The organism is Streptomyces sp. P9-2 (genome assembly GCF_051903975.1).
Taxonomy (GTDB): domain Bacteria; phylum Actinomycetota; class Actinomycetes; order Streptomycetales; family Streptomycetaceae; genus Streptomyces; species Streptomyces cellulosae.
This window is the reverse complement of record NZ_CP192633.1, coordinates 768,497-792,113: the sequence shown is the minus strand read 5'-3', so window position 1 is coordinate 792,113 and position 23,617 is coordinate 768,497. Positions and strand designations below refer to the sequence as shown.

At 69.3% G+C, this 23,617-nt stretch carries 28 protein-coding genes; 24 read left to right on the top strand and 4 right to left on the bottom strand.

From position 1 onward, the window contains the following. Positions 1-181 precede the first annotated feature (181 nt). From rpsH to truA, 16 genes are all read left to right on the top strand, one after another. Positions 182-580, top strand: coding sequence for a 30S ribosomal protein S8 (gene rpsH, locus ACQY0Z_RS03625; RefSeq protein ID WP_006130772.1), 399 nt, complete (start codon positions 182-184; stop codon positions 578-580). 24 nt (positions 581-604) lie between these two features. Beyond that, the gene (rplF, locus tag ACQY0Z_RS03620; protein WP_019526954.1) at positions 605-1,144 is read left to right on the top strand and encodes a 50S ribosomal protein L6; all 540 of its coding nucleotides are present in this window, start codon (positions 605-607) and stop codon (positions 1,142-1,144) included. A 3-nt stretch (positions 1,145-1,147) separates the two neighbouring features. Next, a complete protein-coding gene (rplR, locus tag ACQY0Z_RS03615) occupies positions 1,148-1,531 on the top strand; it encodes a 50S ribosomal protein L18 (protein WP_004927235.1) in 384 nt (127 codons plus the stop codon). 36 nt (positions 1,532-1,567) lie between these two features. Further along, entirely contained in the window at positions 1,568-2,173 is a 606-nt protein-coding gene (gene rpsE, locus ACQY0Z_RS03610; RefSeq protein ID WP_004984517.1) for a 30S ribosomal protein S5, read from the top strand. A gap of 2 nt (positions 2,174-2,175) precedes the next feature. Further along, positions 2,176-2,358: a 50S ribosomal protein L30 gene (rpmD, locus tag ACQY0Z_RS03605; protein WP_026244147.1), complete on the top strand. Its 183-nt coding sequence runs from the start codon at positions 2,176-2,178 to the stop codon at positions 2,356-2,358. Between the two features lie 2 nt (positions 2,359-2,360). Further along, positions 2,361-2,816, top strand: a complete 456-nt coding sequence (gene rplO, locus ACQY0Z_RS03600; protein ID WP_006130771.1) for a 50S ribosomal protein L15 — start codon at positions 2,361-2,363, stop codon at positions 2,814-2,816. Positions 2,817-3,059: 243 nt separating this feature from the next. Next, entirely contained in the window at positions 3,060-4,373 is a 1,314-nt protein-coding gene (gene secY, locus ACQY0Z_RS03595) for a preprotein translocase subunit SecY (protein ID WP_006130770.1), read from the top strand. Continuing rightward, positions 4,373-5,026 carry an adenylate kinase gene (locus ACQY0Z_RS03590; RefSeq protein ID WP_189898869.1) on the top strand — a complete coding sequence of 218 codons (654 nt, stop codon included), beginning with the start codon at positions 4,373-4,375 and terminating at the stop codon, positions 5,024-5,026. Before secY ends, ACQY0Z_RS03590 begins: the two co-directional genes overlap by 1 nt. A 159-nt stretch (positions 5,027-5,185) precedes the next feature. Next, on the top strand, positions 5,186-6,022 hold the full coding sequence (gene map, locus ACQY0Z_RS03585; RefSeq protein WP_189898868.1) for a type I methionyl aminopeptidase: 837 nt from the start codon (positions 5,186-5,188) through the stop codon (positions 6,020-6,022). A 149-nt stretch (positions 6,023-6,171) separates the two neighbouring features. Next, positions 6,172-6,393, top strand: coding sequence for a translation initiation factor IF-1 (gene infA, locus ACQY0Z_RS03580; protein WP_004927214.1), 222 nt, complete (start codon positions 6,172-6,174; stop codon positions 6,391-6,393). 59 nt (positions 6,394-6,452) lie between these two features. After that, the gene (rpmJ, locus tag ACQY0Z_RS03575; protein WP_003974245.1) at positions 6,453-6,566 is read left to right on the top strand and encodes a 50S ribosomal protein L36; all 114 of its coding nucleotides are present in this window, start codon (positions 6,453-6,455) and stop codon (positions 6,564-6,566) included. A 192-nt stretch (positions 6,567-6,758) separates the two neighbouring features. Then, positions 6,759-7,139 carry a 30S ribosomal protein S13 gene (rpsM, locus tag ACQY0Z_RS03570; RefSeq protein ID WP_006130767.1) on the top strand — a complete coding sequence of 127 codons (381 nt, stop codon included), beginning with the start codon at positions 6,759-6,761 and terminating at the stop codon, positions 7,137-7,139. A gap of 66 nt (positions 7,140-7,205) precedes the next feature. After that, positions 7,206-7,610, top strand: coding sequence for a 30S ribosomal protein S11 (rpsK, locus tag ACQY0Z_RS03565; RefSeq protein ID WP_003956432.1), 405 nt, complete (start codon positions 7,206-7,208; stop codon positions 7,608-7,610). Between the two features lie 345 nt (positions 7,611-7,955). Continuing rightward, a complete protein-coding gene (locus ACQY0Z_RS03560) occupies positions 7,956-8,978 on the top strand; it encodes a DNA-directed RNA polymerase subunit alpha (protein ID WP_003966937.1) in 1,023 nt (340 codons plus the stop codon). A gap of 191 nt (positions 8,979-9,169) precedes the next feature. Beyond that, a complete protein-coding gene (gene rplQ / locus ACQY0Z_RS03555; protein WP_189898864.1) occupies positions 9,170-9,670 on the top strand; it encodes a 50S ribosomal protein L17 in 501 nt (166 codons plus the stop codon). 171 nt (positions 9,671-9,841) lie between these two features. Next, complete coding sequence (gene truA / locus ACQY0Z_RS03550) at positions 9,842-10,681, top strand: tRNA pseudouridine(38-40) synthase TruA (protein ID WP_381730568.1); 840 nt, start codon at positions 9,842-9,844, stop codon at positions 10,679-10,681. Positions 10,682-10,700: 19 nt separating this feature from the next. Here truA and ACQY0Z_RS03545 read toward each other — a convergent pair whose 3' ends face one another. After that, the gene (locus tag ACQY0Z_RS03545; RefSeq protein ID WP_439811827.1) at positions 10,701-11,582 is read right to left on the bottom strand and encodes a hypothetical protein; all 882 of its coding nucleotides are present in this window, start codon (positions 11,580-11,582) and stop codon (positions 10,701-10,703) included. 74 nt (positions 11,583-11,656) lie between these two features. On the opposite strand from ACQY0Z_RS03545, the gene ACQY0Z_RS03540 reads away from it, so the two are divergent. The 4 genes from ACQY0Z_RS03540 (at position 11,657) to glmM (ending at position 15,859) form a co-directional block, all read left to right on the top strand. Beyond that, positions 11,657-12,898 (top strand): glycosyltransferase family 87 protein, encoded by a 1,242-nt coding sequence (locus ACQY0Z_RS03540; RefSeq protein WP_254586403.1) that lies wholly within the window; start codon positions 11,657-11,659, stop codon positions 12,896-12,898. A gap of 243 nt (positions 12,899-13,141) precedes the next feature. Further along, positions 13,142-13,585 (top strand): 50S ribosomal protein L13, encoded by a 444-nt coding sequence (rplM, locus tag ACQY0Z_RS03535; protein WP_019526965.1) that lies wholly within the window; start codon positions 13,142-13,144, stop codon positions 13,583-13,585. 42 nt (positions 13,586-13,627) lie between these two features. Then, the gene (rpsI, locus tag ACQY0Z_RS03530; RefSeq protein WP_006130761.1) at positions 13,628-14,140 is read left to right on the top strand and encodes a 30S ribosomal protein S9; all 513 of its coding nucleotides are present in this window, start codon (positions 13,628-13,630) and stop codon (positions 14,138-14,140) included. Positions 14,141-14,500: 360 nt separating this feature from the next. Then, positions 14,501-15,859 (top strand): phosphoglucosamine mutase, encoded by a 1,359-nt coding sequence (glmM, locus tag ACQY0Z_RS03525; protein ID WP_439811826.1) that lies wholly within the window; start codon positions 14,501-14,503, stop codon positions 15,857-15,859. A gap of 109 nt (positions 15,860-15,968) precedes the next feature. Here the strand turns inward: glmM and ACQY0Z_RS03520 are convergent, their stop codons facing one another. Together ACQY0Z_RS03520 and coaA are read right to left on the bottom strand one after the other, a co-directional pair. Next, positions 15,969-16,916 carry a DUF389 domain-containing protein gene (locus ACQY0Z_RS03520; protein WP_254586401.1) on the bottom strand — a complete coding sequence of 316 codons (948 nt, stop codon included), beginning with the start codon at positions 16,914-16,916 and terminating at the stop codon, positions 15,969-15,971. A 40-nt stretch (positions 16,917-16,956) separates the two neighbouring features. After that, complete coding sequence (coaA, locus tag ACQY0Z_RS03515) at positions 16,957-17,925, bottom strand: type I pantothenate kinase (RefSeq protein ID WP_189898854.1); 969 nt, start codon at positions 17,923-17,925, stop codon at positions 16,957-16,959. 177 nt (positions 17,926-18,102) lie between these two features. On the opposite strand from coaA, the gene ACQY0Z_RS03510 reads away from it, so the two are divergent. From ACQY0Z_RS03510 to ACQY0Z_RS03495, 4 genes are all read left to right on the top strand, one after another. Further along, a complete protein-coding gene (locus ACQY0Z_RS03510; RefSeq protein ID WP_347224799.1) occupies positions 18,103-18,891 on the top strand; it encodes a hypothetical protein in 789 nt (262 codons plus the stop codon). Between the two features lie 102 nt (positions 18,892-18,993). Further along, on the top strand, positions 18,994-20,841 hold the full coding sequence (glmS, locus tag ACQY0Z_RS03505) for a glutamine--fructose-6-phosphate transaminase (isomerizing) (RefSeq protein WP_189898850.1): 1,848 nt from the start codon (positions 18,994-18,996) through the stop codon (positions 20,839-20,841). Positions 20,842-20,866: 25 nt separating this feature from the next. Beyond that, positions 20,867-21,238, top strand: coding sequence for a holo-ACP synthase (locus ACQY0Z_RS03500; RefSeq protein ID WP_019527765.1), 372 nt, complete (start codon positions 20,867-20,869; stop codon positions 21,236-21,238). Between the two features lie 121 nt (positions 21,239-21,359). Beyond that, positions 21,360-22,196 carry an RNA polymerase sigma factor SigF gene (locus ACQY0Z_RS03495; protein WP_189898848.1) on the top strand — a complete coding sequence of 279 codons (837 nt, stop codon included), beginning with the start codon at positions 21,360-21,362 and terminating at the stop codon, positions 22,194-22,196. 94 nt (positions 22,197-22,290) lie between these two features. Here the strand turns inward: ACQY0Z_RS03495 and ACQY0Z_RS03490 are convergent, their stop codons facing one another. After that, a complete protein-coding gene (locus tag ACQY0Z_RS03490) occupies positions 22,291-23,445 on the bottom strand; it encodes a hypothetical protein (RefSeq protein WP_189898846.1) in 1,155 nt (384 codons plus the stop codon). Between the last annotated feature and the right edge of the window lie 172 nt (positions 23,446-23,617).

Here is a 23,617-nt window from a genome sequence, read left to right as displayed (position 1 = left end):
GTAAGCAATGGGAACGGCAGGAGCCCCGCTCCGCATGGCTTAGGCTTGTGGGGTTGGGCACCTGCCGTGCCCGTACGACTTACTACGCCGTAGGTCCACCGCGCCGCACCCGTCCCGTCTCGGATCGGGGAGAGGGATGGCGCACCAGGAAACCCCGGCGAGAGAGGCCGAAGGCCAATTCATGACCATGACTGATCCGATCGCAGACATGCTTACGCGTCTGCGGAACGCGAACTCGGCATACCACGACACCGTGTCGATGCCGCACTCGAAGATCAAGTCGCACATCGCGGAGATCCTCCAGCAGGAGGGCTTCATCACGGGCTGGAAGGTCGAGGACGCCGAGGTCGGCAAGAACCTCGTCCTGGAGCTGAAGTTCGGCCCCAACCGTGAGCGCTCCATCGCGGGCATCAAGCGGATCTCCAAGCCCGGTCTCCGGGTGTACGCGAAGTCCACCAACCTGCCGAAGGTGCTCGGCGGCCTCGGCGTGGCGATCATCTCCACGTCGCACGGGCTCCTCACCGACAAGCAGGCCGGCAAGAAGGGCGTGGGTGGGGAAGTCCTCGCCTACGTCTGGTAGCAGAAGGGAACGGAGGAAACAGCTATGTCGCGCATCGGCAAGCTCCCCATCGCGGTTCCCGCCGGCGTGGACGTCACCATCGACGGCCGCACGGTCGCGGTCAAGGGCCCCAAGGGCACGCTGACCCACACCGTCGTGGCGCCGATCGAGATCGCCAAGGGTGAGGACGGCGTCCTGAACGTCACCCGCCCCAACGACGAGCGTCAGAACAAGGCCCTGCACGGCCTGTCCCGCACGCTGGTGGCGAACATGATCACCGGCGTGACCCAGGGTTACGTGAAGAAGCTCGAGATCAGCGGTGTCGGTTACCGCGTTGTCGCCAAGGGTTCGAACCTGGAGTTCTCCCTCGGCTACAGCCACCCGATCACGGTCGAGGCCCCCGAGGGCATCACCTTCAAGGTGGAGTCCCCGACCCGGTTCTCGGTCGAGGGCATCGACAAGCAGAAGGTCGGCGAGGTTGCGGCCAACATCCGCAAGCTGCGCAAGCCCGACCCGTACAAGGCCAAGGGCGTCAAGTACGAGGGCGAAGTCATCCGCCGCAAGGTCGGAAAGGCGGGTAAGTAAGCCATGGCATACGGGCAGAAGATCCTCAAGGGCGACGCGTACAAGCGTGCTGCTATCAAGCGCCGTCACATCCGGATCCGCAAGAAGGTCGCCGGCACCGCCGAGCGTCCTCGCCTGGTCGTGACCCGTTCCAACCGCCACATCGTGGCGCAGGTGATCGACGACCTGAAGGGTCACACCCTGGCGTCGGCGTCCACCCTGGACGCGTCGGTCCGCGGCGGCGAGGGCGACAAGTCCGCGCAGGCCAAGCAGGTCGGCGCCCTGGTCGCCGAGCGTGCCAAGGCCGCCGGTGTCGAGGCCGTCGTGTTCGACCGTGGTGGCAACCAGTACGCCGGGCGCATCGCCGCCCTGGCGGACGCCGCCCGCGAAGCCGGGCTCAAGTTCTGAGCCGCTTGTAGCTAGCGGAAAGAGAGAGGTAATCCAATGGCTGGACCCCAGCGCCGCGGTGGCGGCGCCGGTGGCGGCGAGCGGCGGGACCGGAAGGGCCGTGACGGCGGCGCTGCTGCCGCCGAGAAGACCGCGTACGTCGAGCGCGTCGTCGCGATCAACCGTGTCGCCAAGGTTGTGAAGGGTGGTCGTCGCTTCAGCTTCACCGCGCTGGTCGTGGTGGGCGACGGTGACGGCACCGTGGGTGTCGGATACGGCAAGGCCAAGGAGGTGCCGGCCGCCATCGCCAAGGGCGTTGAGGAGGCCAAGAAGCACTTCTTCAAGGTCCCCCGCATCCAGGGCACCATCCCGCACCCCATCCAGGGTGAGAAGGCTGCCGGCGTCGTGCTGCTCAAGCCCGCGTCCCCCGGTACCGGTGTGATCGCCGGTGGTCCGGTGCGCGCCGTGCTCGAGTGCGCCGGTATCCACGACGTGCTGTCGAAGTCGCTCGGCTCCGACAACGCCATCAACATCGTGCACGCGACCGTGGAGGCCCTGAAGGGCCTGCAGCGTCCCGAGGAGATCGCGGCCCGCCGTGGTCTGCCGCTCGAGGACGTCGCTCCCGCGGCTCTGCTGCGCGCTCGTGCCGGGGCAGGTGTGTGATCATGGCGCAGCTCAAGATCACGCAGGTGAAGTCCTACATCGGCAGCAAGCAGAACCACCGTGACACCCTGCGCACCCTTGGTCTCAAGGGCATCAACACGCAGGTCGTCAAGGAGGATCGTCCCGAGTTCCGCGGCATGGTGCACACCGTCCGCCACCTCGTGACGGTCGAGGAGGTCGACTGATCATGGCGGAGAACAACCCGCTCAAGATCCACAACCTCCGTCCGGCCCCGGGCGCCAAGACCGCCAAGACCCGTGTGGGTCGTGGTGAGGCGTCGAAGGGTAAGACGGCCGGTCGTGGTACGAAGGGCACCAAGGCCCGTTACCAGGTTCCGGAGCGCTTCGAGGGTGGCCAGATGCCCCTCCACATGCGTCTCCCGAAGCTCAAGGGCTTCAAGAACCCGTTCAAGACCGAGTACCAGGTCGTGAACCTGGACAAGCTCGCCTCCCTCTACCCCGAGGGCGGAGAGGTCACGGTCGAGGACCTGGTCGCCAAGGGCGCCGTGCGCAAGAACAGCCTCGTCAAGGTCCTGGGCCAGGGCGAGATCTCCGTGGCGCTGCAGGTGACGGTCGACGCCGTCTCCGGCTCCGCCAAGGAGAAGATCACCGCCGCCGGCGGTACGGTCACCGAGCTCGTCTGACCCCGTCAGGTGTCTCGATGACGTAGAGCGATCCCGACCGGGGATACCCCACAAATGGGGTATCCCCGGTTGGTCGTTCCTAGGGCGGTGGTGTCGCCGGTAAGGTGGCCTGCGCTGCCCATTCACCCCGGGGGCCCTACGCGGGGCACTCAGGGCGGCAGTTGACCGTTAAGAATTCGTCCTCAGTCGGAATCTCAGACCATCACCCTTGACGCAGTTGCGCGGGGGGTCGCAGGAGGCACCGTGCTCACCGCGTTCGCCCGGGCGTTCAAGACGCCCGACCTGCGCAAGAAGCTGCTCTTCACGCTCGGCATCATCGTGGTGTACCGCGTCGGTACGCACATCCCCATCCCGGGTGTCGACTACCGGAACGTCCAGACCTGTATCGACGCCGCCCAGGCGAACCAGGGCCTGTTCGGTCTGGTGAACATGTTCAGCGGCGGCGCGCTGCTCCAGATCACGGTCTTCGCGCTCGGGATCATGCCGTACATCACGGCGAGCATCATTCTGCAGCTGCTGACCGTGGTGATCCCGCGCCTGGAAGCCCTGAAGAAGGAGGGGCAGGCCGGCACGGCGAAGATCACGCAGTACACCCGTTACCTGACGGTCGCGCTCGCCATCCTCCAGGGCACCGGCCTGGTGGCCACCGCCCGCAGCGGCGCCCTCTTCCAGGGCTGCCCGGTCGCGAGCCAGATCGTCCCCGACCAGTCGATCTTCGTGACCATCACCATGGTCATCACCATGACCGCCGGCACGGCCGTGGTCATGTGGCTCGGTGAGCTGATCACCGACCGCGGCATCGGCAACGGCATGTCGATCCTGATGTTCATCTCGATCGCCGCGACCTTCCCCTCCGCCCTCTGGGCCATCAAGGAGCAGGGCAGCCTGGCGGACGGCTGGATCGAGTTCGGCACCGTCATCGCCGTCGGCCTGGTCATGGTCGGCCTGGTCGTCTTCGTCGAACAGGCCCAGCGCCGGATCCCCGTGCAGTACGCGAAGCGCATGATCGGCCGCCGGTCCTACGGCGGCACGTCGACCTACATCCCGCTGAAGGTCAACCAGGCCGGTGTGATCCCGGTCATCTTCGCCTCGTCGCTGCTGTACATCCCGGCGCTGATCGCGCAGTTCTCCAGCGGCACCTCGGGCTGGAAGACCTGGATCGAGGCCCACCTCGTCCGCGGTGACCACCCGATCTACGTGACGCTGTACTTCTTGCTCATCGTCTTCTTCGCGTTCTTCTACGTGGCCATCTCGTTCAACCCCGAGGAAGTCGCGGACAACATGAAGAAGTATGGTGGCTTCATCCCGGGCATCCGGGCTGGCCGACCGACCGCTGAGTACCTGAGCTACGTACTCAACCGGATCACCTGGCCGGGTTCGCTGTACTTGGGTCTGATCGCTCTCGTACCGACGATGGCGTTGGTTGGTTTCGGGGCAAACCAGAACTTCCCGTTCGGCGGGACGAGCATCCTGATCATCGTGGGTGTCGGTCTCGAGACGGTGAAGCAGATCGAGAGCCAGCTCCAGCAGCGCAATTACGAAGGGTTCCTCCGCTGATGCGAATCGTCCTCGTCGGGCCGCCGGGTGCTGGGAAGGGCACACAGGCCACCCGCCTTGCCGAGAAACTGCGCATCCCGCACATCTCCACGGGCGACCTGTTCCGCGCCAACATCAGCCGGCAGACCGAGCTGGGAAAGCTCGCGAAGTCCTACATGGACGCCGGTAACCTCGTCCCCGACGAGGTCACCATCGCCATGGCCAAGGACCGCATGTCGCAGCCGGACGCCGAGAACGGCTTCCTGCTCGACGGCTTCCCGCGCAACGTGTCGCAGGCCGAGGCGCTGGACGAGCTGCTGAAGGCCGAGGGCATCAAGCTGGACGCGGTGCTGGACCTCGAGGCCCCCGAGGACGAGGTCGTGAAGCGGATCGCCGGGCGGCGCGTCTGCCGCAAGGACTCCGCGCACGTCTTCCACGTCACCTACAGCCCGCCCAAGCAGGACGGCGTCTGCGACTACTGCGGCGGCGAGCTGTACCAGCGCGACGACGACTCCGAGGAGACCGTCCGCACGCGCCTGGAGGTCTACCACACGCAGACCGAGCCGATCATCGACTACTACCGGGCCCAGGGCCTGGTGGTGACCATCTCCGCGATGGGTCCCGTCGACGAGGTCACCAGCCGGGCGCTGGAGGCGCTGAAGAGCGGCCAGTAGTCCGTCCCGCCGCATGCACAGCCGCGGTTCCCCCCGAGGGGCCGCGGCTGTGGCGTGGGCGGGGTCCGTGCCGCCGCCCGCGCGGCATCCGGGCGGACCGCGCCCGTATCGTTGGAAGCGTTCGTACTCGACCACTGGTCCAGAAAGGCCGTCGTCCCCATGGTGCAGATCAAGAGCCCTGAGCAGATCGCCAAGATGCGCGAGGCGGGGCTGGTCGTCGCCGCCATCCACGCGGCCACCCGCGAGGCCGCGGTGCCCGGGGCGTCCACCAAGGACCTGGACCAGGTCGCCCGCAAGGTGCTCGCCGAGCACAACGCCAAGCCGAACTTCCTCGGCTACGGCGGCTTCCCCGCCACCATCTGCACCTCGGTGAACGAGGTCGTGGTCCACGGCATCCCGTCCGACGACGTGATCCTCAAGGACGGCGACATCATCTCCGTCGACTGCGGCGCCATCGTCGACGGCTGGCACGGCGACGCCGCCTACACCGCCTTCGTCGGCTCCGGTCACTCCCCGGAGCTGGTCGAGCTCTCCCGGGTCACCGAGGAGTCGATGTGGGCCGGCATCGCGGCCATGAAGCAGGGCAGCCGGCTGGTCGACATCTCCCGCGCGATCGAGACGTACATCCGCCGCCAGCCGAAGCCCGGCGGCGGCAAGTACGGGATCATCGAGGACTACGGCGGCCACGGCATCGGCACCGAGATGCACATGGACCCGCACCTGCTGAACTACGTCGACCGCAAGCGCGGCAAGGGCCCGAAGCTGGTGCCCGGCTTCTGCCTGGCGATCGAGCCGATGGTCTCCCTCGGCACCCCGCGTACCGAGGTCCTCTCCGACGACTGGACGGTCGTCACGACCGACGGCACCTGGTCCTCCCACTGGGAGCACTCGGTCGCCCTCACCGAGCAGGGCCCCCTGGTCCTGACCGCCCCCGACGGCGGCAAGGCGAAGCTCGCGGAGATGGGTGTCACGGCGGCGCCGGACCCGTTGGGTTAGGGATCTCCCCGGAAGGGCAGGATCTCTCGATTCGTGTTTCCGGGTGCGCTGACGTAGACTGACTCGTCGGCTCTGGTGCACCCGCATGTCCGCATGTGGTCACGGTGTACCAATGAGTCGATCAAGGTAGTCGATTCGAAGGGCGAAGCGTGGCCAAGAAGCAAGGTGCCATCGAGATCGAGGGCACTGTCGTCGAGTCTCTGCCGAACGCCATGTTCAGGGTCGAGCTCCAGAACGGCCACCAGGTCCTGGCACACATCAGCGGCAAGATGCGCATGCACTACATCCGCATCCTCCCTGACGACCGGGTCGTGGTGGAGCTGTCTCCGTACGACCTCACGCGTGGCCGGATCGTCTACCGGTACAAGTAGATCTTGCCCGCTCCCCGGCCCGCCGGGGTGATGGCACTGACCCGGAGAACCTCACACCCATGAAGGTCAAGCCGAGCGTCAAGAAGATCTGCGACAAGTGCAGGGTGATCCGCCGTCACGGTCGGGTCATGGTCATCTGCGACAACCCGCGCCACAAGCAGCGCCAGGGCTGACCGCAGCACTGAACCACCCTCTGCGCCTCCCGCAGACTTCGCGCGACGCGAGCAACACACGTTCATACGCAGGACCCGAGCCGCACGGCTCGACACCCCCGGCTCGGAGGCCGGGGACCCGGCCCGTACCTGGTACGGCGGGCGGGGAGCCGGTTCTGTGGAAGACCTCCGACAACCAACTGGAGCCATTGAATGGCACGCGTTTCCGGTGTTGACATCCCGCGCGAAAAGCGCGTGGAGATCGCCCTCACCTACGTGTTCGGCATCGGCCGGACCCTTTCGCAGCAGACGCTGGCCGCGACCGGCGTCGACCCGAACACCCGCGTCCGCGACCTGACCGAAGAGCAGCTGGTCGCGATCCGCGAGTACGTGGACAACAACATCAAGACCGAGGGTGACCTCCGTCGCGAGATCCAGGCCGACATCCGCCGCAAGGTCGAGATCGGCACCTACCAGGGTCTGCGTCACCGTCGCGGTCTGCCCGTCCGCGGTCAGCGCACCAGCACCAACGCGCGTACCCGCAAGGGCCCGCGTCGCGCCATCGCCGGCAAGAAGAAGCCGGGCAAGAAGTAGTCCTCAGCGGACTTCGCCGTCCAGCGGTCTTCGCTGTAGGACCGACCACCTCCCGTAGGAGTACAGATGCCCCCCAAGGGTCGTCAGGGCGCTGCCAAGAAGGTGCGCCGCAAGGAAAAGAAGAACGTCGCTCACGGCCACGCGCACATCAAGAGCACGTTCAACAACACGATCGTCTCGATCACGGACCCGTCCGGCAACGTGATCTCCTGGGCGTCCGCCGGCCATGTCGGCTTCAAGGGCTCCCGGAAGTCCACGCCGTTCGCCGCGCAGATGGCCGCCGAGTCGGCCGCCCGCCGCGCCCAGGAGCACGGCATGCGCAAGGTCGACGTGTTCGTCAAGGGCCCGGGTTCCGGTCGTGAGACCGCCATCCGCTCCCTGCAGGCCACGGGCCTCGAGGTCGGCTCCATCCAGGACGTCACCCCGACCCCGCACAACGGCTGCCGCCCGCCGAAGCGCCGCCGCGTCTGAGGCACCGGCCGCGCTGGACGGCCCCCTGCCGGGGGTGCGGGGGTCGCTCCCCGCAGTGTCGCAGCACGGCTGCCGCCCGCCGAAGCGCCGCCGCGTCTGAGGCACCGGCCGCGCTGGACGGCCCCCTGCCGGGGGTGCGGGGGTCGCTCCCCGCAGTGTCGCAGCACGGCTGCCGCCCGCCGAAGCGCCGCCGCGTCTGAGGCACCGGCTTCCCGTGGTTCCGGGCGGTACGGCTCGCAAGGGCCGTATCGCCCGTACCCTTGCAGTACCCGCACTCTTCACCGGGTGCGGTTTCCGTCGGACGTCAAATAGCGGGCGTCCACGAAAGAAGGATCTGATCCACTCATGCTGATCGCTCAGCGTCCCTCGTTGACCGAAGAGGTCGTCGACGAATTCCGCTCCCGGTTCGTGATCGAGCCGCTGGAGCCGGGCTTCGGCTACACCCTCGGCAACTCCCTCCGCCGCACCCTCCTGTCGTCGATCCCCGGTGCCGCTGTCACCAGCATCCGCATCGACGGCGTCCTGCACGAGTTCACCACCGTGCCGGGCGTCAAGGAGGACGTCACCGACCTGATCCTCAACATCAAGCAGCTGGTCGTCTCCTCGGAGCACGACGAGCCGGTCGTGATGTACCTGCGCAAGCAGGGCCCGGGTCTGGTCACCGCCGCCGACATCGCGCCTCCGGCCGGTGTCGAGGTGCACAACCCGGACCTCGTCCTCGCCACGCTCAACGGCAAGGGCAAGCTGGAGATGGAGCTGACCGTCGAGCGCGGTCGCGGCTACGTCTCCGCCGTGCAGAACAAGCAGGTCGGCCAGGAGATCGGCCGGATCCCGGTCGACTCGATCTACAGCCCCGTGCTGAAGGTCACCTACAAGGTCGAGGCGACCCGAGTCGAGCAGCGCACCGACTTCGACAAGCTGATCGTCGACGTCGAGACCAAGCAGGCCATGCGGCCGCGTGACGCCATGGCGTCGGCCGGCAAGACCCTGGTCGAGCTGTTCGGGCTCGCCCGCGAGCTGAACATCGACGCCGAGGGCATCGACATGGGTCCGTCCCCGACGGACGCCGCCCTCGCCGCCGACCTGGCGCTGCCGATCGAGGAGCTGGAGCTCACGGTCCGGTCGTACAACTGCCTCAAGCGTGAGGGCATCCACTCCGTGGGTGAGCTCGTCGCGCGGTCCGAGGCGGACCTGCTCGACATCCGTAACTTCGGTGCGAAGTCCATCGACGAGGTCAAGGCCAAGCTCGCCGGCATGGGCCTCGCGCTCAAGGACTCGCCTCCCGGGTTCGACCCGACCGCCGCCGCGGACGCCTTCGGCGCCGACGACGACGCGGACGCCGGGTTCGTGGAGACCGAGCAGTACTGAGCTCGGGACCTGCGGTCCGTTACTGACTGCCGGCCGGTTCCGGCTGGTCGCGCAGTTCCCCGCGCCCCTTCGGGGGCGCGGGTCCTCCGGGACGTCTGTGAAGACGGCCCGGATCTCCGACAGGCGACCGCCTGCTCGGATACTGACTCCGGTACCTGATACGGCCGGGGCAGACACACAGGAGAGTCACTATGCCGAGGCCCACCAAGGGTGCCCGTCTGGGCGGCAGCGCCGCGCACGAGAAGCTTCTCCTCGCGAACCTCGCGAAGGCGCTTTTCGAGCACGGCCGCATCACCACCACCGAGGCGAAGGCGCGCAAGCTGCGTCCCTACGCCGAGCGTCTGGTCACCAAGGCGAAGAAGGGCGACCTTCACAACCGCCGTCAGGTGCTCCAGGTGATCACGGACAAGAGCGTCGTCCACACGCTCTTCACCGAGATCGGCCCGCGGTACGAGAACCGTCCCGGTGGCTACACCCGCATCACCAAGATCGGTAACCGCCGTGGCGACAACGCGCCCATGGCCGTCATCGAGCTGGTCGAGGCGCTGACGGTGCAGCAGGCCGCGGTCGGCGAGGCCGAGGCCGCGACCAAGCGGTCCGCCAAGGACGCCGAGGCGGAGGCCGTGGAGACCAAGGTCGACACGGCCAAGGGCGACGACGAGGCCGCGGCCGAGGAGTCGAAGGACGCGTAAGCGTTCCGGCGGGGACTGGGTGGTCGCTCGGCTGCGGCTTTCGTCGTGGCTGGTCGCGCCCACGCGGCGGAGCCGCGAATCGAGCACAGCCCCGCGCCCCTGAGGGGCATTGTTGCGGGCCCGCTTCTTTCAGGAGCGGGCCCGCTTCGTTTTGGGAGAGGGAGTCGTTCGGTGAGTGGTGTGGTGCGGGTCCGGCTGGACCTTTCCTATGACGGGACCGAGTTCTCCGGGTGGGCCAAGCAGGCCGGGGGCCGGCGGACCGTGCAGGGGGAGATCGAGGACGCCCTGCGGACCGTGACGCGGTCCGCGACGACGTACGAGCTGACCGTGGCGGGGCGGACCGACGCCGGTGTGCACGCGCGGGGTCAGGTCGCGCACGTGGACCTGCCGCGCGAGGTGTGGGCCGAGCACCGGCCGAAGCTGCTGAAGCGGCTCGCCGGGCGGCTGCCGAAGGACGTGCGGGTGTGGGCGCTCAGGGAGGCGCCGGCGGGCTTCGACGCCCGGTTCTCGGCGATCTGGCGGCGCTACGCCTACCGCGTCACCGACAACCCCGGCGGCGTCGACCCGCTGCTGCGCAACCACGTGCTGTGGCACGACTGGCCGCTCGACGTGGACGCCATGAACGAGGCCGCCCGCGGACTGCTCGGCGAGCACGACTTCGCCGCCTACTGCAAGCGGCGCGAGGGCGCGACGACCATCCGCACGCTCCAGGAGCTGAGCCTCGTACGCGGCGACGACGGGATCATCACCGCCACCGTCCGCGCCGACGCCTTCTGCCACAACATGGTGCGCTCGCTGATCGGCGCGCTGCTGTTCGTCGGCGACGGGCACCGCACCCCGGACTGGCCCGCGAAGGTCCTGGCGGCGGGCGTACGGGACTCGGCGGTCCATGTCGTACGCCCGCACGGCCTGACCCTGGAGGAGGTCGGCTACCCGGCCGACGAGCTCCTCGCGGCCCGCAGCGTCGAGGCGCGCAACAAGCGGACGCTGCCGTCGGCCGGCTGCTGCTGACGCGCCCCGGGCGGCGGGGTCAGCCGGCCGCCGCCGCGGACGCCTGGGCCTCGCCCCTGCGGCGGATCTGACGGTACGTGAACTCCTGGAGGTCGTCGCCGGTCCTGAAGACGGCCTTGTCCTCCTCCGTCACGTCCTTGCCGCTGGTGAAGCCGGACAGTGTGAAGTAGGCGTAGCGGCCGTAGGCGTTGGTGGTGGAGCGGCAGACCGCGCCGACGCAGAAGTCCTTCACCCCGCCGCCGGACAGCGACTTGACGATGCTCTTCGCGTCCGCCTGCTGCTTGGCCTTCGTCGCCTGCGCCTCGGTCGCGAAGACCGCCACGCCGACCGTCACCGCCACGCCGTCCCGGCTGTAGGTGACGCGGATCAGCCGCGTGCACCTGTTGTCCGTGAGGACCTTCGGGAGCGTGGCCTTGGCCGCGGACGCGCAGTTCTTGGTGTCCGCCGTCGGGCCCTTCTTGTAGACCGTGTCGCCCATGGTCAGCTGCGTGCCCGGGAACAGGATGTCGGGGCTCAGCGGCGCCTTGTCCTTCTGGGCGCTGGCGACGAAGTCCTTCGGGTCCAGCGGGGGCGGCGCGCTCGTCGGCTCGAACGACGGGACCGTGCCCGTGGCGCTCGGGAGGTCGGAGACGCCGGGCAGCTGGGACTCGGTGCCCGGGCCGGCCTGGTTCGAGCTCCCCGCCGACACGACGGCGACCGCCACCGCGGTCCCTATCGCCACGGCGGCGAGTGCGCCGCCGCCTATGAACAGCAGCCGGCGCCGCTTGGCGCGCGCCTCGGACGCGTCGGCGAGCGCCGCCCAGTCGGGTGACCCGTCGGCGCTGCCGCCGTTCCACGGCTGCTGCGAATTCGGTTTCCAGGGATCCCACTGCTGGGAGGACCCCCCCTGCCCAAAGCTCATGGGGCGCATCTTAGACGGGGCAAGGGGTGTGCTGGTCCGCCTCAACGGGCCCGTGAGGCCCTAGCGTTGCGCCCATGGCGACGGGCAAAAGCGACATCTCCGGGTGGTTGGTGCGCCCCGCGGGCATCGGCTGGTGGGCCGGACTCGTGGCGGTCCTGGCCGCGCTGACGACCCATACGGTGCTGGTGACCTCGGACGGAGGCATGGACAACGGCATCGTCGTGGACGCGGCGCGCACCTGGCTGGACGGCGGATCGCCGTACGACGACGCGCACTTCCTCTATTTCCCGAGCGCGGTCGTCGCGGCCGCCCCGCAGGCGCTGCTGCCGCGGTCCGTGCTGGACGTGCTGGTGCCGGTGCTGGTGGTCCTCGCGCTCACGGCGGGCTGGGTGTGCGCGCTGCTGCTGCACCGGGTGCCGCTGCGCAGCAGGCTCGCCGTGCTCGGGCTGTTCGGGCTGGCGGTGGGTTTCGCGCCGTTCGCGCAGCTGGTGCGGCTGGGCAACTGGACGGTGACGGCGGTGCTGGCGCTGCCGCTGTGCCTGCTGCTGGCGAGCCGGGGGCGGTGGGTCGCGGCGGGCGCGGTGATCGGGGTGGCGGTGGCGCTGAAGCCGCTGCTCGCGCCGATGGCGCTGCTGTTCCTCTTCGCCCGCCGCTGGGGCGCGCTCGCGCTGGTGGTGCTGGTGCCGGCGGTGTCGTCGGTGGTGGCCGCCTTCTTCCTGCCCGACCCCACCGGCTTCCTCACCCAGACGCTCCCCTTCCTCTTCACCGCCGACGACGCCTTCCTCCGGCTCTACGAGGCGGGCCCGGCTGCAGTGCTGCCCCGGCTCGGCGTGCCGCAGGCCCTGGCCCAGGCGCTGGCGGTGGCCGCCGCCGCGGTCGGGGTGGCCTGCGCGTACCGGCGATGGCGGGGGCCGGGGCCCGAGGCGCTGCGGCTGGCGGAGACGTCCGCCGGGCTGATGCTGTCCGCGTTCCTGGTGTCGCGGCCCTCCTACAACCACTACCTGCTCGTCGTGCTGCCCCTGCTGCTCGCCGGGATGCCGTACGCGGGGTCGGTGACCCGGCGGCCGTGGTTCTGGCTGGCGCTGGTGCCACAGCTCCCGGGGGTGACCTGGCCGTGGCTGGAGTCGGGGAAGCGGCGGGCGTTCCGGGACTTCGTCACGCTGTGTGTGCTGGCGGGTGCGGTGGCGTACCACGCGGTCCGGGGTGCGCGGAATGTGCGGGGTGCTGAGGGTGCCGAGGGCGCTTCGGACGAGGAAGGGACTGGTCGGGGGGAGGGCGGGTGGCGTGCGGCCACGGGAGGCGCCGTACGGCCGTAAAATGGGGCGCGCCCACGGGCGGCGGGCTCGTTTTGACCCGTCCGGCCGAGCACGGGTATTCTGCGTCTCTGTTGTGTGTAGTGGCTTACTCATTCTCACGTGAGGGGCCCTTACACCGGTCCACCGGGCCGATGACCAGCGACCAGCACGCGGTTTGCGTCACCGCTGTGCGGTCAGGGCTGTCGTGATCGTCTTCGGTGACCTTGTCAGGACCATTCACTGAAGAAGCGAAGGCTACGAACCGTGCGTACGTACAGCCCCAAGCCCGGCGATGTGACGCGCCAGTGGCACGTCATCGACGCTCAGGACGTCGTCCTGGGCCGTCTGGCCTCCACTGCCGCCTCCATCCTGCGTGGCAAGCACAAGCCGATCTACGCGCCCCACGTCGACACCGGTGACTTCGTCATCATCATCAACGCCGACAAGGTGCACCTCTCCGGCAACAAGCGGACCCAGAAGATGGCGTACCGCCACTCGGGCTACCCGGGTGGTCTGCGCTCCGTCCGCTACGACGAGCTGCTTGCCAAGAACCCCGAGAAGGCCATCGAGAAGGCCGTCAAGGGCATGCTCCCCAAGAACACCCTGGGCCGTCAGATGCTCTCGAAGCTGAAGGTCTACTCGGGCGACCAGCACCCGCACGCCGCTCAGCAGCCGGTGCCGTTCGAGATCACCCAGGTCGCGCAGTAAGTCCGGCCACCCCCTAAGACCGAAGAGAATCTGAGGAGAATCGTGGCCGAGACCACTGCCGAGCAGCCGCTCGAAGAGCTTGACATCGACAGCTACACCACCGAGTCCGAGGCGCCCGTCGAGGGCGAGTACACCTCGGAGTCCATGGCGTCCCGCTTCGGTGAGCCCCAGCCGGCCGCCGGCCTGGGCCGTCGCAAGAACGCCATCGCCCGCGTCCGGATCGTCCCGGGCACCGGCAAGTGGAAGATCAACGGTCGCACCCTCGAGGACTACTTCCCGAACAAGGTGCACCAGCAGGAAGTGAACGAGCCCTTCAAGGTGCTCGAGCTCGAGGGCCGCTACGACGTCATCGCCCGCATCGCGGGTGGCGGTGTCTCCGGTCAGGCCGGTGCGCTCCGACTCGGTGTCGCCCGTGCGCTGAACGAGGCGGACGTCGACAACAACCGCGGTCCGCTGAAGAAGGCCGGCTTCCTGCGCCGCGACGACCGTGCGGTCGAGCGGAAGAAGGCCGGTCTGAAGAAGGCCCGCAAGGCTCCGCAGTACAGCAAGCGCTAATCGCAGGGCGCTCGCGCGTACTCCGAACGCCCCGGCGGCACGCCATCGTGCTGCCGGGGCGTTCGTTTATTCACTGGCGTGGGCGTATAACGGCACAAGGCGCTCAAACGCTAATGTGATCGGATGGTCGGGCGGTGGCGCCGTGGTGCACGCCCGGCGACGTCACGGTGCGCGTCCCCGCGGCTCGGGAGCCGCGGGCGGTCCGTGACCGTCGAACATCAGAAGCATCGACGAACAGCAGAAGCTCAGCTTTGTCAGTGGCACAGCCGTCGGCCGTACGGGCCGGTCCATCGCCTCGGCGGGACCTTGGTGGCGGGGCCCTGGAGGGCTGCCGATACTGACGCATCCTCAGGAGGACAAGTGGGACGACTCTTCGGCACGGACGGCGTGCGCGGTGTCGCCAACGCGGATCTGACGGCGGAGATGGCGCTCGGCCTGTCCGTCGCCGCCGCGCACGTACTGGCCGAGGCGGGCACGTTCGAAGGGCACCGGCCCACCGCCGTCGTCGGGCGTGACCCGCGCGCGTCCGGGGAGTTCCTGGAGGCCGCCGTGGTCGCCGGGCTCGCCAGCGCGGGCGTGGACGTCCTGCGGGTCGGCGTGCTGCCGACGCCGGCGGTCGCCCACCTCACCGGTGCGCTGGGCGCCGACCTCGGCGTGATGCTCTCCGCCAGCCACAACGCCATGCCCGACAACGGCATCAAGTTCTTCGCCCGCGGCGGGCACAAGCTCGCCGACGAGCTGGAGGACCGGATCGAGGCGATCTACGAGGAGCACCGCACCGGTGAGCCGTGGGACCGGCCCACCGGGGCCGGGGTCGGGCGCGTGCGGGACTACGAGGAGGGCTTCGACACGTATGTCGCCCACCTCGTGGGCGTTCTGCCGAACCGGCTCGACGGCCTGAAGATCGTGCTGGACGAGGCGCACGGGGCGGCGTCGCAGGTGTCGCCGGAGGCGTTCCGTCGGGCCGGCGCCGAGGTTGTGACCATTGGTGCTGAGCCTGATGGGCTGAACATCAATGACGGGTGCGGGTCGACTCACCTTGCGCAGCTGAAGGCCGCTGTTGTCGAGCACGGGGCCGCGCTGGGTATCGCGCATGACGGGGACGCCGACCGGTGTCTCGCCGTCGACCACACCGGGGCGGAGGTCGACGGGGACCAGATCCTGGCGGTGCTGGCGCTGGCCATGCGGGAGCGGGGGGCGCTGCGGTCCGACACGGTGGTCGCCACTGTGATGTCGAACCTCGGGTTCAAGCTCGCCATGGAGCGGGAGGGGATCCGGCTCGTCCAGACGGCGGTGGGGGACCGGTACGTGCTGGAGGAGATGAAGCAGCACGGGTTCGCCTTGGGCGGCGAGCAGTCGGGGCACGTGATCATCCTGGACCACGCGACGACGGGGGACGGGACGCTGACGGGGCTGCTGCTGGCGGCTCGGGTGGCCGAGAGTGGGCGGTCGCTGCGGGAGCTGGCGTCTGTGATGGAGCGGCTGCCGCAGGTGCTGATCAACGTGCCTGATGTGGACAAGTCCCGGGTGAAGACGTCGGCGGAGCTGGCGACGGCGGTGTCGGAGGCGGAGCGGGAGCTGGGCGGGACGGGGCGTGTGCTGCTTCGTCCGTCGGGTACGGAGCCGCTGGTCCGCGTCATGGTGGAAGCGGCCGACATCGACCAGGCGCGGTCGGTGGCTGGGCGGCTCGCGGATGCGGTGAAGTCCGCGCTGGGCTGAGGCCGTGTGCCTGCTGCGCGGGATTCTGCCCGGTCAGGGTTGAGGTAGCGCCCACGGTGGGGTGGTGGTGCGGGGCCGCCGTGGGCGGCTCGACCACCGCCGGGCAGTCTCAGGCGGCCGCGCGCCTTCGCAGGCGTGCGTGCTGCTTCCGCCACAGCTGCTTCTGTGTCAGCAGCGTCAGTGTTCCCGCCAGCGTGATCCCGAGCAGGTTGAGCAGCAGCTGCTCGGTGGAACCCCAGGTCTGGACGGTGTCCCCGTAGCTCAGGGCCACCGCCGCGTTCGCCGCGGCCGGCACCGTCGTCACCGAGATGGCGACTCCTACCAGGGCTCCGGACTTCGCGGACGTGAGCGACAGCGTGCCGGCCGCCCCGGCCAGCACCGCCACCACGAAGGAGAACCAGTCGGGGGCGTACACGAAGCCGGTCTGCGGCCGTTCCGCCTCCAACTGCTCCTTGGTGAACAGCCCCACCGCGTCCATGCACAGGCTGAACCCCACCGTCAGCACCATCGCCACCGCGAAGCCCACCAGCAGGGCGATCAGCGAACGCATCGCGAGGCGCGGCCGACGCTGCACCGTCGCCGTGGAGATGCCGGCCAGCGGGCCGAACTCCGGGCCCACCGCCATCGCCCCCACGATCAGGACCGCGTTGTCCAGCACCACACCGCACGCCGCGATCATGGTCGCCAGCGTGAGGAACGAGAGGTAGGTCACCGAGAGGGTCGACTCCTCGTGGGTCGCCTCCGTGAGGTGCTCCCACAGCACCGCGTCCGCGCCCTCCCCGGGCGCCTCCTTCTCGGCCCGGTCCGCGCGCTCCGACAGCGACAGGTCGACGTTCTCCACGGAGATGGACCCGGTCGTGTCCAGCCCCAGCCGCTGCAAGCCGCTGAGCAGGTCGTCGGCGGCCTCCCGGGCCACGTCGCACAGCACGACGTCCCCGGCGGGGTCGCGGGCGGCACCTGCCAGCACACACAGATGCGTGGTCCCTCTCGTCCCCTCGATGAGGCGGACCGCTTCCTCGGTCTGCCCGGCGGGTGTGATCAGACGCAGATGCAGCATGGCGGCAGGGTAGCCGCCGGTGACGGGCGGGCCGGGGGGTTCACAGTTTGCGGAGGCTCAGGCGCTGGACCGTGTGGTCGGGGCCCTTCCGGAGGACCAGGGTCGCCCGGCCCCGCGTAGGGGCGATGTTCTCGACGAGGTTCGGCTTGTTGATGGTCCGCCACATCGTGCGGGCGTAGTCCAACGCCTCCTCTTCGGACACCTGCGTGTACTTCCGGAAGTACGACGACGGATCCTGGAACGCCGTCTGCCGCAGCTTCCGGAACCGGTTCAGGTACCACTGCTCGATGTCCTCGGCACGAGCATCCACGTACACACTGAAGTCGAAGTAGTCGGCGAGGCCCACCCGCGTCCGCCCGTCCTTGCCCGGAAGCGCCGGCTGCAGGACGTTGAGGCCCTCCACGATCAGGATGTCCGGCCGCCGCACCGTGAGCTTCTCGCCCGGGACGATGTCGTAGATCAGATGGGAGTAGACGGGGGCGGTCACTTCGGACTTGCCGGCCTTGATGTCCGCCACGAAGCGCGTCAGCGCCCGGCGGTCGTAGGACTCGGGAAAACCTTTCCGCGACATCAGCCCGCGTGACTGGAGCTCTTCGGTGGGGAGCAGGAAGCCGTCCGTCGTGACCAGCTCCACGCGGGGATGCTCGGGCCAGCGGGAGAGCAGGGCCTGCAGGAGGCGCGCCACCGTCGACTTGCCTACGGCCACGGAGCCCGCGACCCCTATGACGAAGGGCGTGCCCGACTGGGAGCCCTTCTCGCCGAGGAAGGTGTTGAGGGCGCCGCGCAGCCCGTCGGTGGCGCGGACGTAGAGGTTGAGCAGCCGGGACAGCGGGAGGTAGATGTCCCGCACCTCGTCGAGGTCGATGACGTCGCCGAGGCCGCGCAGCTGTTCCACCTCCTCCGCCGTCAGCGGCAACGGCGTCTTGTCGCGCAGCGCGCTCCACTCGGAACGGGTGAGGTCGACGTAGGGAGTCGCCTCCGGCCGCTGCCGGTGGGCGCTCCGGGGCATCGAGGAGACCGGAGAGATCACAGTCCATTGTTAACGGAGTTTGAACGCGGCGACAGGTGGGCTGTGTCACGCCGGGATTCCGTGGGGGCCCCGATGATCAACTGTGAAGCGCCTGTGTCTACAGTGCGCGCACGTGATGCGGATCATCCCTCCGCACCTTCGAGAAAGAGTTTCCGCGTGAGAACCAGTTCCGTCCGTCGTACCGCGCTCGCCGCCTCCGCCGCCGCGCTGGCCCTGCTCGTCAGCGCCTGCGGCGGCTCCGGCGACGACCAGGACAAGGCCGACGAAGGCAAGGGCAAGGCCGCGCCCAGCACCTCCGCCGCCGCGCCGGCGAAGACGCTCACCGCCGCCGAGCTGGAGAAGGCCGCCCTCGCGCAGTCGGACGTCAAGGGCGGCAAGGTCGCCACCAAGCTTCCCGCGACCGACGACATCGCCGCGGATCAGGTGACGACGGAGGACGCCGCCTGCCTGCCGCTCGCGCACGCCCAGGCCGGTGTGGCGCAGGGGGAGCCTGCCGCGACCGTGAAGCGGTCCTTCACGGGTGACCCGGTGAAGCCGGGCGCGGACACCAAGCCCGAGGACGCCCTCCTGGCCGCGCTGGACACGGAGAAGGTGCTGATCAACCTCGCCTCGTACGAGGGTGACGGCGCCGCGCAGGCCGTGAAGGGTGTCGTCGCGGCCGCCGAGAAGTGCGCGGGCGGGTTCAAGGCCACCCTCGTCGGTGAGCCGTTGGACGTGGAGAAGGTCGCCACCGGAGACGCGCCCGAGGGCGGCGACGAGGGCGCCGCCGTCACGCTGACCGTCGCCGCGGAGGAGGGCGTCAAGGCGCCCGCCAAGATCGTCCTGGTGCGCAAGGGCTCGACCGTGGTCACCTTCAGCGCCGTGAACCTGGCGTCCATGGCCACCGGCAAGGACTTCGAGGTCCCGGCCGACGTCGTCGCCGCCCAGATCGCCAAGCTCGGCTGACCCGGAATCTCACCCACCGACGCCTCGTGCACCGGTGGGAATTTCCGAATTCGGGCACGCGGAGGCCGTTTTCGACGGCTGACGGACCGTAGGCTGCCGGGCATGTGCGGAATCGTGGGTTACGTGGGGCCGCAGTCGGCGCTTGACGTCGTGACGGCCGGACTGAAGCGACTGGAGTACCGGGGCTACGACTCGGCGGGCGTCGCCGTGCAGGCCGACGGCGGACTGGCCACGGCGAAGAGGGCCGGAAAGCTGGTCAACCTGGAGAAGGAGCTGGGCGAACGGCCCCTGCCGGCCGGGACGACCGCGATCGGGCACACCCGGTGGGCCACCCACGGCGCGCCCACCGACGCCAACGCCCACCCGCACCTGGACAACGCGGGCCGGGTCGCCGTCGTCCACAACGGCATCATCGAGAACTTCGCCGCGCTGCGCGAGGAGTTGACCGAGCGCGGGCACGCACTGACCTCCGAGACCGACACCGAGGTCGTCGCCCATCTGCTCGCCGAGGAGTACTCCGCCTGCGCCGACCTCGCGGAAGCGATGCGGCTGGTGTGCCGGCGGCTGGAGGGCGCGTTCACGCTGGTGGCCGTGCACGCCGATGAGCCCGATGTGGTGGTGGGCGCACGCCGTAACTCGCCGCTGGTGGTGGGTGTCGGTGCGGGTGAGTCCTTTCTCGCTTCGGATGTCGCCGCGTTCATCGCGCACACCCGTGAGGCCATCGAACTGGGGCAGGACCAGGTCGTCGAGCTGCGCCGGGACGCGGTGACGGTGACCGACTTCGACGGGGCTCCGGCCGACGTCCGCGAGTACCACGTCGACTGGGACGCCTCCGCCGCCGAGAAGGGCGGCTACGACTACTTCATGCTCAAGGAGATCGCCGAGCAGCCGAAGGCCGTCGCCGACACGCTCCTGGGCCGTGTCGACGGGTCGGGTTCGCTGACGCTGGACGAGGTGCGCATCCCGGCGAACGTGCTGCGCGAGGTCGACAAGGTCGTCATCGTCGCCTGCGGCACCGCCTTCCACGCCGGGCTCATCGCCAAGTACGCCATCGAGCACTGGACGCGCGTGCCGTGCGAGGTGGAGCTGGCCAGCGAGTTCCGCTACCGCGACCCGATCCTGGACCAGCAGACGCTCGTGGTCGCCATCTCCCAGTCCGGCGAGACCATGGACACGCTGATGGCGCTGCGGCACGCGCGGGAGCAGGGCGCCAAGGTGCTCGCCATCTGCAACACCAACGGGTCGACCATCCCGCGGGAGTCGGACGCCGTGCTGTACACGCACGCGGGGCCGGAGGTCGCGGTCGCGTCGACGAAGGCGTTCCTGACGCAGTTGGTCGCGTGTTATCTCGTTGCGCTGTATCTGGGGCAGGTGCGCGGGACCAAGTACGCCGACGAGATCCGGGCGGTGGTACGTGATCTCGGCTCCATTTCTGGGGCGGTCGAACGGGTCCTGGAGACCATGGAGCCTGTGCGGGAGCTCGCCCGGTCGTTGGCGGAGAAGAACACGGTTCTCTTCCTGGGGCGGCACGTCGGTTATCCGGTGGCGCTGGAGGGCGCGCTGAAGCTGAAGGAGCTCGCCTACATGCACGCGGAGGGCTTCGCGGCGGGGGAGCTGAAGCACGGGCCCATCGCGTTGATCGAGGACGACCTGCCCGTTGTGGTCGTCGTGCCTTCGCCGCGTGGGCGGTCCGTGTTGCACGACAAGATCGTGTCCAACATCCAGGAGATCCGCGCGCGCGGCGCCCGGACCATCGTGGTCGCGGAGGAGGGGGACGACGCGGTCGTCCCGTACGCCGACCATCTGATCCGTGTCCCGGTCACACCGACGCTGCTCCAGCCGCTGGTCGCGACCGTGCCGCTGCAGGTGTTCGCCTGCGAGCTGGCCACCGCCCGCGGCAACGAGGTGGACCAGCCGCGCAACCTCGCCAAGTCCGTGACCGTGGAGTGAGGCCACGTCGATCTAGGCTGCCCGCATGAGCATCATCGGAGTCGGCATCGACGTCGCCGAGATCGAGCGGTTCGCCGCGTCCCTGGAACGGACGCCCGGACTGGCGCAGCGGCTCTTCGTGGAGAGCGAGCTGCTGCTGCCCAGCGGGGAACGGCGCGGCATCGCCTCCCTGGCGGCGCGGTTCGCCGCCAAGGAAGCACTCGCCAAGGCGCTCGGGGCGCCCGCCGGGCTGTACTGGACCGACGCCGAGGTGTGGTGCGAGGACAGCGGGCAGCCGCGGCTCCGGGTCAAGGGAACCGTCGCCGCGCGTGCCGCTGAGCTGGGCGTCCGCTCCTGGCACGTCTCGCTCAGCCACGACGCCGGAGTGGCCTCCGCGGTCGTGGTCGCGGAGGGGTGACCCACGTCTCCGCCGAAATTCTTTAGGCCAAGTGCGTGTAACCCGGAAGTGGGGGTACAGGCAGGGAGCCGGTATCGGAGCGGGGGCACCAATGAGGGAGGGCTTTACTGTGACGTCGACAATGGCACGGACGGACCAGGCGCAGAGCGAGACCGAGCTGCCGGAGGTCGCGAATCCCGGCCAGGTCGCGCCGCAGGACGCGCGTGAACTGTCCCGGCAGTTCTTCCGGCGGCTGACGGAGCTGGAGGAAGGTACTCACGAGTACCAGTACGCGCGCAACACGCTGATCGAGATGAACATGTCCCTGGTCCGCTACGCGGCCGGCCGGTTCCGCAGCCGCGGCCCGGAGGAGATGGAGGACATCGTCCAGGTCGGCATGATCGGTCTGATCAAGGCCATCGACCGGTTCGAGCTCTCCCGCGAGGTCGAGTTCACCTCCTTCGCGATCCCCTACATCGTCGGCGAGATCAAGCGTTTCTTCCGTGACACCTCGTGGTCCGTGCACGTGCCGCGCCGGCTCCAGGAGGCCCGGGTGCAGCTCGCCCGCGCCACCGAGGAACTGCGCAGCCGCCTCGGCCGTACGCCCACGACCGCCGAGCTGGCCACGCTCATGAGCCTCACCGAGGCCGAGGTCAACGAGGCCCGGCTCGCCGCCAACGGCTACAACTCCGCCTCCCTCGACGCCGCCATCGGCAGCGAGCCGGACGGCGAGTCCGTCCTCGCCGACTTCATCGGCACCGAGGACGCGGCGCTGGGCCTGGTCGAGGACTTCCACGCCCTCGCGCCGATGATCGCCGAGCTCGACGAGCGTGAGCGGAAGATCGTCCACTGGCGGTTCGTGGAGGAGCTGACCCAGGCTGAGATCGGTGAGCGGCTGGGGTGCTCGCAGATGCACGTGTCGCGACTGCTGTCGCGGACTCTCAAGCGGCTGCGGGCGGGGATGCTCTGCACCAACTGAGGTGCGGGCCGGTTGTGCTCTGACAGCGCGCCAAGCGCGTTGAGCGGGGTGCGGTGCCTTCGGGTGCCGCACCCCGCTTTTTCTTGCGGGTCGCCTAGCAGATCGACTGCGAGCTGTTCACCAGGCGGTTGTTGCGGAAGGTGATGTTCTCGCCGCACGGGCTCTCGCGGATCGACGAGTTCGCCACCGTCAGGTTCTGGACCGTGATGTCCCTGTTGTTCGGGAACTCCGAGCGGGCCGCCAGGCGGATCTCGCCGCCGCCCGTGACCGTGCCGCTCTGCGCCGCGAGGTTCACGTTGTAGCAGTTCTCGATCAGGATCGCGTTGTTGCCGGTGTTCGAGAGCGTGATCCTGTCGATCGTCGCCCCGCCGCTCTCCGACACGCAGAACACGCCCCGTCCGCCGCCGCGCGCGATCACCTCGCCGACGCGGATGTTCGTCGCGTAACTGCTGCCGATCCGGCCGTTGCGGTTGGCCATGCGGAACGCCGCGTAGCCGGTGCCCGTGCCGGCGTTCTCCGCGTCCACCTTCGTCACCGTCGCGTTGACGGTCTGGTTGAGCAGGAGACCGGACTCACCCACGTTCCGGGCGGTGACCGTGCCGACGGTCAGGCCGTCCACGCCGTACGTCTCCACCGCGTGGCTCGACGCGCCGGACACGTACACGTCGTCGATACGGACGTTGCGCGTCCACTGGCTGGTGTCGCCGCGGTTGTCGATACGGACGCCGAGGCCGCGGGTCAGGCGCATGTCGATCTGGCCCAGGACCACGTTCTGCACGTTGCGCAGGAAGATGCCGTAGAGCGGGGCGCCGGTGACGTTGAGGTGCTGCACCTCGATGTCGTGGGTGCCGCGTGAGTAGACCGGCGCCTGGTCGCCCGAGCCGGAACCGGTGACGTCGATCGTGCCGCAGACGTCCAGGACCGTGTAGCTCGGCAGCGAGATGCGGGAGCCGGCCGAGATGGAGCCGGAGCCGCGGACCACGACGCGTTCCTTGCCGGTGCGGTTCGCCGTGAGGGCGCCGATCGCCGCCTGGACGGCGGCGCGCATGTCCGTGCCCGTGTACACCGTGCCGCTGCCCCGGCGGGCGGTCCAGGTGGAGCCGCTCTGGACGGCTTCGGCGTGGTAGGTGCCGTCGCCGCAGGCCGCTGCGCGGGCGTGGGCGGGGGTGGCGGGGGTGGAGACGGTGGCCAGCGCCGTGAGGAGGGCGGTGGCTGCTGCTGAGGCGAGTAAAGCGGCTCTGCGTCGCATGGGGGGTCCTTGGAGTTGTCGGTTGGGGGTGTCGGTTGTCGAACCGGTTCGAGTGAATCGATTCATCGGGTGGGGGGCGGGAGTGTGGCAACGGTGGCGGGTGGAGTCAAGGGGGCGGTGAGGGGACGGGCGAGGGAGGGGCCGGTGGACGGGCGAGGGAGGGGCGAGGGGG

What these genes read in the sequence shown, in the direction of transcription:
- rpsH (WP_006130772.1), top strand. Translation starts at nt 182, where the DNA reads ATGACCATGACTGATCCGATCGCAGACATGCTTACGCGTCTGCGGAAC.
- rplF (WP_019526954.1), top strand. Translation starts at nt 605, where the DNA reads ATGTCGCGCATCGGCAAGCTCCCCATCGCGGTTCCCGCCGGCGTGGAC.
- rplR (WP_004927235.1), top strand. Translation starts at nt 1,148, where the DNA reads ATGGCATACGGGCAGAAGATCCTCAAGGGCGACGCGTACAAGCGTGCT.
- rpsE (WP_004984517.1), top strand. Translation starts at nt 1,568, where the DNA reads ATGGCTGGACCCCAGCGCCGCGGTGGCGGCGCCGGTGGCGGCGAGCGG.
- rpmD (WP_026244147.1), top strand. Translation starts at nt 2,176, where the DNA reads ATGGCGCAGCTCAAGATCACGCAGGTGAAGTCCTACATCGGCAGCAAG.
- rplO (WP_006130771.1), top strand. Translation starts at nt 2,361, where the DNA reads ATGGCGGAGAACAACCCGCTCAAGATCCACAACCTCCGTCCGGCCCCG.
- ACQY0Z_RS03590 (WP_189898869.1), top strand. Translation starts at nt 4,373, where the DNA reads ATGCGAATCGTCCTCGTCGGGCCGCCGGGTGCTGGGAAGGGCACACAG.
- map (WP_189898868.1), top strand. Translation starts at nt 5,186, where the DNA reads ATGGTGCAGATCAAGAGCCCTGAGCAGATCGCCAAGATGCGCGAGGCG.
- rpmJ (WP_003974245.1), top strand. Translation starts at nt 6,453, where the DNA reads ATGAAGGTCAAGCCGAGCGTCAAGAAGATCTGCGACAAGTGCAGGGTG.
- rpsM (WP_006130767.1), top strand. Translation starts at nt 6,759, where the DNA reads ATGGCACGCGTTTCCGGTGTTGACATCCCGCGCGAAAAGCGCGTGGAG.
- rpsK (WP_003956432.1), top strand. Translation starts at nt 7,206, where the DNA reads ATGCCCCCCAAGGGTCGTCAGGGCGCTGCCAAGAAGGTGCGCCGCAAG.
- ACQY0Z_RS03560 (WP_003966937.1), top strand. Translation starts at nt 7,956, where the DNA reads ATGCTGATCGCTCAGCGTCCCTCGTTGACCGAAGAGGTCGTCGACGAA.
- rplQ (WP_189898864.1), top strand. Translation starts at nt 9,170, where the DNA reads ATGCCGAGGCCCACCAAGGGTGCCCGTCTGGGCGGCAGCGCCGCGCAC.
- ACQY0Z_RS03545 (WP_439811827.1), bottom strand. Translation starts at nt 11,582, where the DNA reads ATGAGCTTTGGGCAGGGGGGGTCCTCCCAGCAGTGGGATCCCTGGAAA.
- ACQY0Z_RS03540 (WP_254586403.1), top strand. Translation starts at nt 11,657, where the DNA reads ATGGCGACGGGCAAAAGCGACATCTCCGGGTGGTTGGTGCGCCCCGCG.
- ACQY0Z_RS03520 (WP_254586401.1), bottom strand. Translation starts at nt 16,916, where the DNA reads ATGCTGCATCTGCGTCTGATCACACCCGCCGGGCAGACCGAGGAAGCG.
- coaA (WP_189898854.1), bottom strand. Translation starts at nt 17,925, where the DNA reads ATGCCCCGGAGCGCCCACCGGCAGCGGCCGGAGGCGACTCCCTACGTC.
- glmS (WP_189898850.1), top strand. Translation starts at nt 18,994, where the DNA reads ATGTGCGGAATCGTGGGTTACGTGGGGCCGCAGTCGGCGCTTGACGTC.
- ACQY0Z_RS03500 (WP_019527765.1), top strand. Translation starts at nt 20,867, where the DNA reads ATGAGCATCATCGGAGTCGGCATCGACGTCGCCGAGATCGAGCGGTTC.
- ACQY0Z_RS03495 (WP_189898848.1), top strand. Translation starts at nt 21,360, where the DNA reads ATGGCACGGACGGACCAGGCGCAGAGCGAGACCGAGCTGCCGGAGGTC.
- ACQY0Z_RS03490 (WP_189898846.1), bottom strand. Translation starts at nt 23,445, where the DNA reads ATGCGACGCAGAGCCGCTTTACTCGCCTCAGCAGCAGCCACCGCCCTC.